The sequence below is a fragment of the Streptomyces sp. NPDC048278 genome (assembly GCF_040652195.1).
Lineage (GTDB): Bacteria > Actinomycetota > Actinomycetes > Streptomycetales > Streptomycetaceae > Streptomyces.
Map to the genome: position 1 here is coordinate 18,322 of NZ_JBEZLP010000047.1, position 12,313 is coordinate 30,634.

The 12,313-nt window shown below is 68.5% G+C and carries 8 protein-coding genes and 1 pseudogene; 2 read left to right on the plus strand and 7 right to left on the minus strand.

Annotated elements, in window-relative coordinates:
• Positions 1 to 6: 6 nt before the first annotated feature.
• A complete protein-coding gene (casA, locus tag AB0D74_RS45110) occupies positions 7 to 1,596 on the minus strand; it encodes a type I-E CRISPR-associated protein Cse1/CasA (RefSeq protein ID WP_362600481.1) in 1,590 nt (529 codons plus the stop codon).
• 636 nt (positions 1,597 to 2,232) lie between these two features.
• Complete coding sequence (gene cas3, locus AB0D74_RS45115) at positions 2,233 to 5,079, minus strand: CRISPR-associated helicase Cas3' (protein WP_362600485.1); 2,847 nt, start codon at positions 5,077 to 5,079, stop codon at positions 2,233 to 2,235.
• 199 nt (positions 5,080 to 5,278) lie between these two features.
• On the opposite strand from cas3, the pseudogene AB0D74_RS45120 reads away from it, so the two are divergent.
• Positions 5,279 to 6,150 (plus strand): annotated as a pseudogene (locus tag AB0D74_RS45120) (IS5 family transposase).
• Positions 6,151 to 6,893: 743 nt separating this feature from the next.
• Here the strand turns inward: AB0D74_RS45120 and AB0D74_RS45125 are convergent.
• Genes AB0D74_RS45125 through AB0D74_RS45135 form a run of 3 tightly spaced genes read right to left on the minus strand, consistent with a single transcriptional unit; the run spans position 6,894 to position 9,395 of the window.
• Positions 6,894 to 7,577 carry a hypothetical protein gene (locus AB0D74_RS45125; RefSeq protein ID WP_362600488.1) on the minus strand — a complete coding sequence of 228 codons (684 nt, stop codon included), beginning with the start codon at positions 7,575 to 7,577 and terminating at the stop codon, positions 6,894 to 6,896.
• Positions 7,574 to 7,795 carry a hypothetical protein gene (locus tag AB0D74_RS45130; protein WP_362600491.1) on the minus strand — a complete coding sequence of 74 codons (222 nt, stop codon included), beginning with the start codon at positions 7,793 to 7,795 and terminating at the stop codon, positions 7,574 to 7,576. Before AB0D74_RS45130 ends, AB0D74_RS45125 begins: the two co-directional genes overlap by 4 nt.
• Positions 7,725 to 9,395 (minus strand): DEAD/DEAH box helicase family protein, encoded by a 1,671-nt coding sequence (locus AB0D74_RS45135; RefSeq protein WP_362600493.1) that lies wholly within the window; start codon positions 9,393 to 9,395, stop codon positions 7,725 to 7,727. Before AB0D74_RS45135 ends, AB0D74_RS45130 begins: the two co-directional genes overlap by 71 nt.
• 643 nt (positions 9,396 to 10,038) lie before the next feature.
• Here AB0D74_RS45135 and AB0D74_RS45140 point away from each other — a divergent pair.
• Positions 10,039 to 10,968 carry a hypothetical protein gene (locus AB0D74_RS45140; protein WP_362600496.1) on the plus strand — a complete coding sequence of 310 codons (930 nt, stop codon included), beginning with the start codon at positions 10,039 to 10,041 and terminating at the stop codon, positions 10,966 to 10,968.
• A gap of 136 nt (positions 10,969 to 11,104) precedes the next feature.
• Here the strand turns inward: AB0D74_RS45140 and AB0D74_RS45145 are convergent, their stop codons facing one another.
• Together AB0D74_RS45145 and AB0D74_RS45150 are read right to left on the minus strand one after the other, a co-directional pair.
• On the minus strand, positions 11,105 to 11,728 hold the full coding sequence (locus AB0D74_RS45145; protein ID WP_362600499.1) for a hypothetical protein: 624 nt from the start codon (positions 11,726 to 11,728) through the stop codon (positions 11,105 to 11,107).
• Between the two features lie 34 nt (positions 11,729 to 11,762).
• Positions 11,763 to 12,305 (minus strand): sigma-70 family RNA polymerase sigma factor, encoded by a 543-nt coding sequence (locus AB0D74_RS45150; protein WP_362600502.1) that lies wholly within the window; start codon positions 12,303 to 12,305, stop codon positions 11,763 to 11,765.
• Positions 12,306 to 12,313 lie beyond the last annotated feature (8 nt).

Consider the following 12,313-nt stretch of genomic DNA (forward strand, 5'->3'; position numbering starts at 1 on the left):
GGAAGGTCAGCGGCTGCGCAGGCGCAGCTGGGCTACGGCGGTGGCGACGGCCTCGGCCGTGCGGAAGCGCTGGGCGATCGCCGGGCGGGTGGCGGTACGCAGTGCGGCGATGGCGTCGGCGGCGAACGCAGCACGCGCGCTGCGGGCGGGGTCGCCGTCCAGGAGGCTCCAGAAGGTGGCCTCGGCGCGGGGCCAGTACAGGGTGCGCGCGGTGTGGGTCCAGGGCGGCAGGTGACGGGGGGCGTCGTCGGTGGTCTCGCTCCAGGCCTCCTGGGAGACGGTGTCGAGGCACGCGCCGATCTCCTCGGCGGCCTTGCGGCATTCGGCGATGCGCTCGGCCGCAGCGGGGTCGTTCTCCTGGGTCCAGGGCCAGATCGGCGGGGTCAGGGCCGTGTACCAGGTGCGGTTGGTGGTCTTGCCCTCCTGGTCGAATCCGTAGACCCGCACGCGCAGGGCGGCGCGCAGGTCGGGGGGCAGGTCGTTGAGGGTCGTGAAGGCTTCGGGACGCTGGACGGTGTAGCGGCGTTTGCTGGTCTTGTTCTGTTTCCCTTTGCTGTCGTCCTCGTCGCCCGCCAGCAAGAGGGCGTCCAGGTCGCGCCACAGAGCCCGGTCGGCGTCTGCACGGCGTGGTGCGTGGCGGCGGGTGAGGTGCTTGCCGGTGTGGATGTGGTGGATGAGGTACGGGTCAAGGGCCGGGAGTTTCTTCTGGGTGGCCCAGGTCAAGTAGGCGTCGACCACGTGGCGTCCGTCCGGCGAGGGCAGCAGGAGAACGGCGTGGCGGGAGCGGCCGGTCAGCAGGCGCCCCGGCGAGGTCACCGGTGGTGGGGCGACGTCGGGGTCGGGGCCGTCGTCAGGATCGCCGTCGGGGTCGGGGGTGTGCAGTGGCTCCTCCCACGGGCAGCAGTCCGGGGTGCCGGGCCACTGATGGGAGGGCTTGGGGATGCCCGCCAGGAGGGTTTCGTACAGGGTGCGGCCCAGGGGATGGAACGAGAGCGTCGAGCGCAGCGGTCCGGCTTTGGCTCCTCCGAGGGAGCGACCGTCCACGGTGCGCACGGAGCACTGTCCGGCCGCGCCGTAGTAGTGGTGGATGAGCAGGTGCCACAGGGCCTCGGCGCTGGGGACCGGCTGCGGGTCGGTGTCGGTGTGCGGGCTGAACCAGGCGAGGTTGTTGCCTTCGGGGCGGCCGAAGACCAGTTTGTTGACGCCGGCTCGCTTGGTGCACTGGCTGGCCAGGCGGGGGTCGCCGAGAAACGGCCGCACGGGGTGGAAAAGATCCCAGATGTACTGGTCGAAGTAGGCGTGAACGGCGTGGGGGTCGAACCCGTCGGGGTTCTTCAGCAGTTCCCGGCGGCGGGCTGCCCACTGCCGTGCGCTCACGCGTGGTTGTGCTTGTCCGTCCAGACAGGTCACGCGTGCGGCCATCACGACGAGCAGCCGCAGGGCGGCGGATGCCGCGGGCGGGAGCGGAAGTGCCAGGTCCTTGATGAGGTGGGCGCGCAGCAGCACGTCCCGCCATCCCAGGTCTTCCTGGTGCCCGTCCAGGAACAGGACGGGGATGCACGGTTCTTTGTCGGTCTCGTATTGCGGGGGTTGCACACGGGCTCCGTTGCCGGGTGTGAAAACGATGGAAGAGAAGAATGGGGAATGCGGGAAGGCGCTTTTGCCGGTACCGGCAGTCCGTTCGGGTCGGGTCGCCACGGGATGCCGCGGCGGGCTGCCGGAACAGGGAGGGCAGGCCACGATGGCGTGAGCTGGGTCAAGCCGCGCCGACGGGCAGGTCCTGCTGCAGGGGGCACCAAGGGTGTGGTGCGCGCACCACAGCAGGCAGGAATACGTGAGATACCGGACTCGAACACCAGTCCGGCTCCGGATTTCCATATTAGCCACAGACAAGCAGCTTCCGAACCACATAGTTAAGCGGGCAATTACCGGTCAGTTTTCCTTTTTTGAATCGGAGTCAATTCCCGGCTTTTGAAGCCTGTTTCTCTCACTGCGGGTCGCCGATGTGCTTGGCGTTCTGTCCTGCCGCCGGCAGCGCCCTGCCCGGCATGCAGGAGGGCGCTCCCCCTGCCTGCTCCGTGCCGGCCTGGGTGCGGGACCGCCGAGGTGTTGGCGTGCCGGCGCGGCTTGCGGTCGGCGCGACGAACGGTTTGCCCGGCCTGCTGGACGACAGCACCGGCACGTGTGGAGGGCGCGGGCGGCGGCACGTGAGCGGCCGGAAACGGAGGCGGTTCAGTCCGTGCTGTGGACGAGCCCCAAGTCTTTGTCGAGGTGGAGGCGGTGGCGGCCGAAGCGCACCGGCCGGGTGGGGTCGTCGGCTGGCCGTGGGAGCAGGACGAGGTCGGCGAGGAGAGCGTGGGTGCGCCAGGCGGCGGGAACTTGGGGGTGTCCGTGGCGGTCGGCGACCCAGGCGGCGGGAACGGGCAGCGTGTGCTGGAGGATCGTGCGGACCTGGGTGGTGGTCGGCTTGTGCTGCTCGGGCAGCGGCTGGGTGCCGGCCGCGTCCAGGGCGAGGCGGCCGCCTGGTGTGCGGTAGACGGGCAACAGGCGGCGGGGCATGGCGCCCAGGCGGGTGGCGGCCTCGCGGGGGTGGAGGTTTTGGCGGTGCAGGTCGGACAGCGAGAGCGTGTCGTGCCAGACGGGGACGAGGTGCAGTGTGCTGTGGTGTTCCTCGGTGCGGGTCCGGGCCTGGTGGAGGGTGTGGCTGCGGCGCAGGGCGGCGTCGGCGCGGGCGAGTTCGCCGACGTCGCCGTGCACGCTCTCCACCAGGTCCTGCACGTCGTCGGGAAGGGTGAGCACCTGCTCGGGCCGGCGGGTGAGGCAGGCAGCGGTGGCGAGCGGCAGGAACGGGGAGTCCAGGGAGCGCCAGGCGGGCGGCAGGAGGGTGCGACCGCGGTGGTCGGCGGGCTCGAGGACGATCAGGCGGGGGCGTTCGGGCAGCCAGGCGGGCCGGGGAATGTGGCCGAAGCGCCACAGGCGGCCCAGACGCTGCAGGAGGGTGTGCATCGGGGCCAGGTCGCTGACCATGACGTCGACGTCGATGTCGAGGCTCATGTCCAGAAGGCTGGTGGTGACGATCACCAGGCGCTCGGGGCGCTCACCGTGCGAGGACAGGGCGGTGCGGATGCGGCGGGTGCGGGCTTCACGTCGATGGCCGGGCAGGCGGGCGTGCAGCAGAAGCAGTTGCCTGTCGGGGCCGCCGTCCGGCCACTGCAGGGCAGCGCGCAGGTGCTCGTAGGTGGCCTGCGCATCAGCCATGGTGGCGCAGTAGACGGCCGCGCAGCCCCCGGACCGGGCGACCGGGGCGATCTCCCGGGTGATGCGGTCCAGGCGTTCTTCCCGGGCGGGGGTGTTCTCGGGGTCGGTGCAGGAAGGGTGGCGTACCGGATGGAGGCGGATGTCGGCGCGGCGCCGGTGCCGGTCGGCGTGGGCGGCGGCCGCGGCAGGGTCGATGCGGGTGAGTGAGGCGTCGCAGGCCGCGGCATGGAGCCAGCCGGGGTAGGGGGGCCGGCAGTCCAGGTGCGCCGTTGCCGTATGGGGGTGGCCGGCACCGTCAAGATAGCTGCGCACGAGTTCGTCGGCGGTGCCGGCGGGCAGCGTCGCGGACAGCAGCACCACCGGGCAGCCGAGCGCGCCCAGCCAGTGCAGCAGCCGTGACAGCATCCGCCGCATGAACGGGGGCAGGGCGTGGACCTCGTCGACGATGACGGTCCGCCCGGAGAGGGCCAGCATGCGCAGGGCGCTGAAGCGGACCGGCAGAGCGGCCATGAGGGCCTGGTCGTGGGTGGCGACGGTGAACTGGGCCAGCAGCGCCCTGTCCCAGCCGCGCAGCCAGCCGTCCGGGACCGTCACGCGCTCCTCGGGCCGCTCCCCCGCAGCCGGCCCGTCGCCGTCGTCGCTGCCGGGCCAGTAGGCATCGCTCGTGGAGGGTTCATGCGCAGCGAGGCGGTGATCGTTGTAGGCGGCGTTGAGGTACGGGTGACTGTGGACTACAGAGACAGGGGCGTGCTCGGGCCGGTGGGCGGCCACGTAGGCCTCGAGGATGTCGTAGGCGGCGTCCGTGGTGGCCGTGGTCGGCAGCAGCCACAGGATGCCGGCCGTGTCGCCGGTGGCGTTGAAGATCCGCGCGGCTTCCAGCGCGGCGACGGTCTTGCCGCCGCCGGTGGCATCGGTGACGACGAGGATGCCGGGCCCCTTCTCCCCCACCACAGCCCCGAGTTGCTCCATCACCGAGGCCTGCAGGTCGTTGGGGGTGTCCAGGCCGCCGTGGGCCTGGGTGAAGGGTGTTTCCGGCAGGACGACGCAGTCCAGCCCGGACTCCTCGAACAGGGCGGGGGCGTCCCGGACGGCCTGGGCGTAGTGTTCACCGGCGCCGAAGGCGGGCGCCTGGGCCTTGGGCAGCCAGTAATGCCCCTGGCTGGCCAGCCGGTCCGCGATGATGCCGACTCCGGTGATCAGCACGGCCGCCGGCACCGTCACGTCCGTGGGCACTGCGGTGGCGCCGGTCAGATGGCGCACCAGGGCGAAATAGCGGCGTCGCAGGTTCTGCCAGGCCGGTCCGCCCAGGGTGAGGTTGACGCGGGCGGTCCTGGCCGCGCCGTCGATGTCGACCTGCAGGAACCGGCCGTGGTGCCCGCCCAGGATCTGCGCCACCAGCACACCGGGGCTGTCGGACGTGTCCGCCGGGTAACCTGCCTCTGCCAGCAGGTGCAGCACGCCGTGCATGGACGCCCGTTCGTGCGGGACACGCCGCCAGTTACGGGTGTCCGAGCGCAGGGCGTCGCTGACACGGGCCCAGGGATGCGCCTCCTGCTCCTGGAAAGCGGACAGCTTGCCCAGATCATGCAGACCGGCATAGAACATCACCAGGCAGCGTGCCTCGGCCAGAGTGACGCCCAGGCCGAAAGCGACCAGTCGGCGCTGGCCGCGGGTCAGGTACCGGTCCCAGACCACACCGGCGATCGCCGCAACGTCCAGCAGATGGAACAGCAGCGGATACACGGCCCGCTGCCCGCGGTCGAACTTGCCCCACGGCGTCAGATTGATTCCGCCGCGCCGGGCATCCTCCCGCACTCCCACCGACTGCTCCCAGCCCTACGTCAACACACCCCAGAACCAGAGGTGTTGCAGCCCAGCATGCCCTATGCGGATCATCTTGGGCGGCGGCAGTCCCGGGCGCGGGTGGGTGTATCCTCGGCCCGGGTCCGCTGGTTCCTCACCTTATGTAGGTCCATCTCTGCTGGTCATCACAGACCACTGCGGGCCTAGGCAGTTTCGTTTGGATCAGTCGGTCGTTGGTCCGGGTGTGCCGTTGACAGATGTGCAGTGGGCGCGGATTGAGCCGTTGCTCCCGGACCGGACACCGCAGCGTGGTGGTCGCTGGCGGGATCACCGGGAGGTGATCGACGCGATCGCCTTCAAGTTCCAGACCGGGACGCAGTGGGTCCACCTGCCGGAGAAGTACGGCAACTGGAGAGGCGTCTACAACCGGCTGCGGATGTGGGCCCTCGACGGCACCTGGCAGCGGGTCTTCACCATGCTGATGGCCCAGGCCGATGCCGACGAGGACCTGGCCTGGGCGGTGTCGGTGGACTCCACGATCGTGCGTGCTCACCAGCACGCGGCCGGAGCCCGCAAAAAGGGGCCCCGGCCGGCGAACCGGCCGACCATGCCATCGGCCGGTCCCGGGGCGGACTGACCACCAAGATCCACCTCGCGGCCGATGCCCGCTGCCGGCCCCTCGCGTTCGTCCTCACCGCCGGACAGGCCGGTGATGCACCCGCCTTCACCGCCGTCATGGCCCGCCTGCGCGTTCCCCGACGGCTTGGCCGTCCGCGCACCAGGCCGGACATGATCCTGGCGGACAGGGCCTACTCGTCCCGCGCGATCCGCGATCACTTGCGCAAGCGCGGCATCCGGGCGGTCATCCCGGTCCCGGCGGACCAGCGGGGCCACCGGCTACGACTCGGCAGCCGGGGCGGCAGGCCACCGGCCTTCGACCGCCAGACCTACAAGCTGCGCAACACCGTCGAACGGTGCATCAACCGCCTGAAGCAGTGGCGAGGGATCGCGACCCGCTACGAGAAGACCGCCACCATCTACATGGCCGGACTTCACATCGCGGGCATCTTCCTCTGGTCAGCACGATGATCCAAACGAAAGCCCCTAGCTGTCCTCACGCGCGTGGGGGTCTGCCGAGAGAGCTCTATCGCCCTGACCGGATGCACCAACTTTCCCTACGCACGTGGGGGTCTGTCCGTCATCCCCTATCCCCGGTGCGCCGCCTCACGCAAGCCCCACATGTGTGGGGATCTCGCGTGCAGATCGTCTCTGCACGTCGTGATCGGGGCCTCATCGGGCGATGGCGGGCGAGGCGTGGTGCCTCCAGACAGTCGTAGCGCGGCTCCTGTTGATCTGCACAGCTCAGGTCAACGCCGGCGACGAGCCAGAGGATGATCTCGGCACGTTCCAGACGCGGACACGACGCGAGGCGGGTGCCTCACTGGAACACCCGGGGCCGACGGCTCTCTTGCGTCGGCAAGGCACCTCGCGTGCAGAGTCGTCATAGAAAGTCTTCTTTCGAGCGCTGGTCAGGCCAGCGCCTGGCTGGCGCCTGACCGCCTCCGCGACCGGAGCCGCCTCAGCCTCGTTGACTGGGCGTTGTGGCACGCAGCAGGGCGAACTGAGCAGCCATGCCTGTCCACTGCGGCAAAGGATCCAGGCCGAAACCCATGGACTTTAGGCCAAGGAGCACGTCGAGACATAGCGATGTGACTCTGTTCGGATAGCTGCCGGGTGAGGGGGCCGGTGATCAAGGCGTCAGCGTTGCCGTTACAGGCAGGGGGAAGGCCCCGGGTACGAGGCCGCCGCGTACGGGCGCCGCGGCACCGGCGTCAGATGTCACCGGACGGCTGCTCGACGAGCCGTGCCAGTGCACTGCACACCTCCTGCGCCTGTTCGGTGCCGAGTTTGGCGAAGAGTTTGCGGGCGATGGCTTCCGGGTCGGCCAGCGGGATGGTGGTCTGCGGGCTGCGCCACCCGGCCTCGACGGCTGCGGTGTAGGCCTTCATCCGTCCTGACGTGACTTCTTCGAGAAGGTCCGGACGGTCTTTGGCGAGTCTGCGCATGATGGCCTCGGCGCGGTTGCCGGCGGGCGGCTGCCTGCGCGGGGCAGGGGGTTCGTCAGGAGCAGGAGCCGCATGACCGGAAGAATTATGTACATCGTTCGCATTTTTCGGCCTGCCCCGCTCACGCGGGGGCGTCAGTTCGTAGAAGATGGCCAGGAGATCGGGACTTGGGCCGATCAGTCGTTCGACGACCGCAAGGTCAGCACCGAGTCCTTGCAGGGGCAGCGTTTCGACGAAGTCGGGGAACTCGCCAGCGTCGTAGGTGATGTGATCACCGAGGCGGGTGACGAAGTCCATCCAGCCGCCGGTGGTGAGCAGTTGTTCCAGAAGCTTGGGAACGGTGCCCAGGGACGTGGCTCCCGAACGCAGCGACGACCCGAGGGAGGCGACAAGCTGACCACGCTCCTTGAGGTCACCTGGCGCAGGGTGCTGTGTGTCGCGGGGCGTCACGAGCGAGCTGCTTCCTTTTTGATCTCTGTGGCCAGATAGTCACGGATACGCTTGAGGGTAGAGGTCGGCACGTGGGCTCTCGCGCCGAGGCGCTTCATCAGATCGACATTGATCGCTTTTTGCTGATTTCCGCGCTCGTCGGAGCCGTCATTGCCGAGGCGGCGGCATCGCATACGGGCCAGTTTTTCGACGTTCCGGTCGATGTCCGCCCGCAGCATGTCCTTCTTCTTGTAGGCGGGCGTCGGCGAGGGCGCGGCGGGTGGCTCCGCGGCGCCGGCGCGGCCTCCTTCGGCGAGCATGGTGCCGACGCTGCGGGCGTAGGTGGTGGGGATGTTGTGGTCGAGGCATTTCTGGTGTTCCGGGGAGGTAGACCTCGGGAGGCTGTCCGATGCCCCGGCGGTCGGAGCGGTGGAAGGCTGCGGAGCCGGCTTCCAGGACGACCGTGCCGGACGTCCGTGAAGTTGGGGGCTCGTCGTCCGCAGTCGGGTTGCCGTCCAGGTCGAAGAGTTCAGCCTGCCCGGCTTGTGCGCAGGCGGCGCTTTCGCTGCCCTGCTGAGGAATGTCCGCGGGCTGCTGGTGCGGGATCTGGCCGACCAGGGGGTCGTCGGCGTCCAGTTCGTCGTCGTCGAACCGGCTGAGCTGGTCGCGCAGTTCCTGTTCGATCTCGGTGCTGAGCTCCATCAGGACGGAGACGGCCGGGATGATGATGTGGGCGTCGTAGGACGGCGGGCAGTCGGGGCGGGTGCGGACGAAGCGTCCGACGAACTGGCGGAAGAACAGAGGTGTCTTCCAGCGGCTGAGGTAGCAGCCGACCATGAGGCGGGGAACGTCGACGCCTTCGGAGACCATGCGGATGGCAACGAGCCACATCCGGGTGCCGTCGCGGCGGAAGGTGTCCAGTTTGGCGACAGCATCGTCGTCCTCGCTGACGACGACGGTGGGTTTTTGCCCGCTGATCCGGGCCAGGTGCCCGGCGATGGCCTCTGCCGTCTTCACATTGTCGGTGACGACCAGTCCCCCGGCGTCGGGCACGTCCCGTCGCCGGTCGACGAGCAGTTGGTGGGCCTTCTCCAGCAGCATGGGGGTCCACTGCTGCTGCGGATCGAACACGGCGTCGAACATCTTGCCGAGTTCACGCCCCTTGCCGGTGTCCTTGAGGGACTTGGTGATCTCAGTGGCGTTGTCGAGATAGCGGGCTTGCCCGTCGAATGCCTGGATCTCCACCGCCCGGCATACGGCATCGGCGACGGCGTTGCCGTACTCGTAGGCGAAGTCGACCTGGACGCGCCCGGTTTCGGGATCGTATGCACACCATGGAATAGGGCAGTCGTCGGAGCGCCACGGTGTGCCGGTGAGCATGAGAATGTTCTCGGCCTGGGCCAGGGCCCGCTGGGTTCCTTCCCCCCAGACTTTTTTGTCGCCGAGGTGGTGCACTTCGTCCAGGATGGCCAGGGTCGGTGCGGAGCAGACCGCGCGAGCGGCCAGTTTGGCGCCCGTGGGGTTCATCTGGGCGTAGGTGGCGACGAAGCCGTCGGCCTCAGGGTCGTTGTAGTCCGAGGGTTCTTTGACGGGAAACAGTTCAAGGCCGAAAGCGGAGGCCACATCGGCCCACTGCTGGCGCAGTGAGTCGCTGGGCACGTACACGGCGACGCGGTAGATGACACCCAGCTGTTTGAGAGTGGCGGCCACATACAGGGCGAAGATGGTCTTGCCGGCGCCCGGTGTGAGCATGGCCAGCCATTCACGCTTGCGCCTGCGGTCTGCCATGTACTGGTCGAAAGCCTCCTGCTGGCAAGTACGCAGTGTGGGCCACGCCATGATGGGACTCCCCCGGTTTCCAGGGCCGCTCCGGGAAGGGGCGGCTTGCACGTGGTGCGGCAGACCGCAGCTGTTCGCGCCTGCGGGCGGCGGCAGGACGCAAACAGGAACTGCCTCAGGCGATAGGCCGACGCGGATCATCCTGGCGCTGGACGCGTGTGGCCAGCCAGAACGACTGACCCACTTCACCCGATCGATTGATGGAATCCGGCATGTTGACGGCCACTCCGCTGCGGTCAGGCCAGCAGCACCTGCATGATGCAATCATCTCCTTCGGCACTCCCGGGGCCTTCCAGGCCGTCAGCGGTCCGGCACCAGGCATGGACGTGGACGGTGGTCACTCCCGCATGCACAGCGGCAACCCGGACGGTGAACACTCCCGGCTCGGCCAGTGGCCATGGCGTCGGCATGCCTGGTCAGGCAGACCGTCCCGTCCAGGCCCGCCGTAGGCGCGCACGCGGCCCCGGCCCCGCGGCCGGGGCCACAGGACGCGCGTGGCCGTGAAGGGGCGGTCGCCCGGCTGGCGGCGGCAGTCCTCATGTCGCAGAAATCCATGTTTGCCCCCATCCAATGAGATGACCTCTACGGCCTTGATCAGGAAAACAGGTCCACCATCGACGCCTCGGGTCCTAGGGTCCGGTGCATGGATGCAGAACGGCTTCGGGTCTCCTCGCAGAGATGGATGGCAGCCGCCCTTGCTGCCTTTTCACAGGGCTCCGAGTCCTACGACTTCGCAGTCCACCATGCCGGAATCGCCGCCGAGCATCTACTCAAGGCATTCCTCGTCTCCTTGCACCCGGCCTTGGTGGTTGAAGGAAAAGACTTCGACTCCCTGCTGCACGCCACCGGACAGGGTGCTCACGCCTCTGCACCAGAGACTAAAATCAAGACGATTGGACTGGTTGAGGCTCATTCCCGCGCTTATCGAATCCTCCGGAACAAGATCCCGGTCAGCCAGCAGGACCTACTCCCCCTCGCCAACGCACGAAACGGCGTCGCACACAGCGGCCTCCACGAGGTTACGGACGTCCGCACAGTGTTCACCACTTGCCTGCGTTTGCTGGACCCGCTCCTGGTTGAACTGAACATCTCTCCCGACACCTACTGGGGCCGCTATCAAGACCTTCACGACGAACTGATCCGGGAGCGGATCCGGGAAACAAGCCTCCGGCTGCAGCAGAAGCTCGCTCAGGCCCGGACCACGTTCGAGCATCGCTTCGGACACCTTGGCCCCCAGGAGCGGGGAGTGGTCCTGGCCACGGTGACCCGTCGTCCCGCCTGGGCGAGAGACTGCATCGACAAACCCTGTCCCGCCTGCCATTCGAAGGCGTGGGTGCACGGCACCACCCTGGTTGACAAGGAGGGGCGATTCGTTCGCTTCACCCCGGGCACCTTCTTGTGCTTTGCCTGCAACCTGAAAGTGCAGGGCGAGGAACTCCAAGAGCTGGGAGACCTGGGGCAGGAAACGATGCTGGAGAAGAACATCCGCAGCTTCCTCGGGCCCGAGCCGGTGGTTCTGGAGCTCTATGAGGAGGACCGGGAGCCCGACGAAGACTTCCTCGCCGGCCGCTGAAGGCCATCGTGCGCGGAGCATTCATCAAGTTCTGTCAGCCGCGAGTGTGAGGCCAGGTGGCCCGGAGAACTGCCGGAAGCCTGGCCTCGCGCGCTGTTCACCGACGTCTGCCCTCAGCAGAACGTGACTGCGGTGGTCAGCCCTGCGTGGGTACGTTGTCGTCGGCATCCCTGAGCAAGTGCACAATCATGCGCTCGACACCCCGCAGTGAACCGGCTGTTCGCAGCCATTCCTCGACGGCACGGCGGGGCAGCGGCGTGCGCAGTGCCAGCATCGCCGTGCCGATGTGCGCGGTGTTCATTTTCAGTTCCCGAAACAGCTCGTGGACCTGGTCGTGGGCCAGGGTGCGTGCCTGCAGGCCGGTGTGCAGGCCTTGGAGAACGGCGGTCACGGTCTGTGCCCTGGTATGAACGTCGGGCGGCACGTCGGTGCCGGCGCACGCCCTTTCCACCGTCAGCCGGATGTCGCGCAACCGAGTGAGGACTTCCTGCAGGCGGGCGGACGGCGACGGGGCACCCGGCTCGGCGATGCTGCCGGTGGCCGTGGGGCCGAGGGGGGCAGCAAGCTTGAAGGGCTTGAGGCCGTGGAAGAGTTCGCGGCGCAGCGGCGTCAGCGCGTTGCTGCCGGTCTCGGTGTCCAGGGCCTGGGCCACCACGTTCGTCAGCCGGGTGCGGTGGTGGGCCAGCAGCTGGTCCAGGAGCTGTTCGGGATCGTTTCCCCCGCCGTCCTCGCGGAACGCGCGGTCGGGGTGGGTGTTCATGTGCATCCCCCTTTGAGGAGGTCGAGGACGGTGGTTACAGGCTGAGGAGGGTGATCAGCCGTTTGCGGGCGCGGCTGATGTTCTGTCGTACGGCGGCGGGGGTCATGGCCAGTGCTTCGGCGATCTCCGTGTAGGTGAAGCCGTCGATGTCCCAGGCCATGACGGTGCGCATGGTGGGCGGCAGCTGACGCAGGGCGTTCAGAACGGTCTGCTGGAATTCGGAGATGACCACGGTGTCCAGGGGGCAGGTGCCGCTCGGGCGGTCCGGGACCGGATCGGTGAGAGCGGTACGGGTGCTGCTCTGGCGCCAGTAGCAGCGCTGCGCGCTGACTCGTAACCAGGTCCGTGGGTGGTCCAAGGTGCGCCACAGGTCCGGCAGGAGTCTGGTCATGGCCTCGTGGGCGGCGTCGGCCGCTTCGTAGGCGGTGGCGCCCTGGTGCATCAGGAACACCGTGACCGCGGCCATCTCCTGGGTGTAGAAGGCGTTGAAGTCATCACGCAGGAACGGGGCGCACGGCGCGGGCCGGGCGTGTTCGGTGGCGGCAGGAGCGGGCGGGGGCTGCTGTTCCAGGGCCATGGCGGGTA

Excerpts from the sequence above, each read along its gene's own strand:
- AB0D74_RS45150 (WP_362600502.1), bottom strand. The coding sequence starts at position 12,305 with ATGGCCCTGGAACAGCAGCCCCCGCCCGCTCCTGCCGCCACCGAACAC.
- AB0D74_RS45140 (WP_362600496.1), top strand. The coding sequence starts at position 10,039 with ATGGATGCAGAACGGCTTCGGGTCTCCTCGCAGAGATGGATGGCAGCC.
- AB0D74_RS45135 (WP_362600493.1), bottom strand. The coding sequence starts at position 9,395 with ATGGCGTGGCCCACACTGCGTACTTGCCAGCAGGAGGCTTTCGACCAG.
- AB0D74_RS45130 (WP_362600491.1), bottom strand. The coding sequence starts at position 7,795 with ATGCTGCGGGCGGACATCGACCGGAACGTCGAAAAACTGGCCCGTATG.
- AB0D74_RS45145 (WP_362600499.1), bottom strand. The coding sequence starts at position 11,728 with ATGAACACCCACCCCGACCGCGCGTTCCGCGAGGACGGCGGGGGAAAC.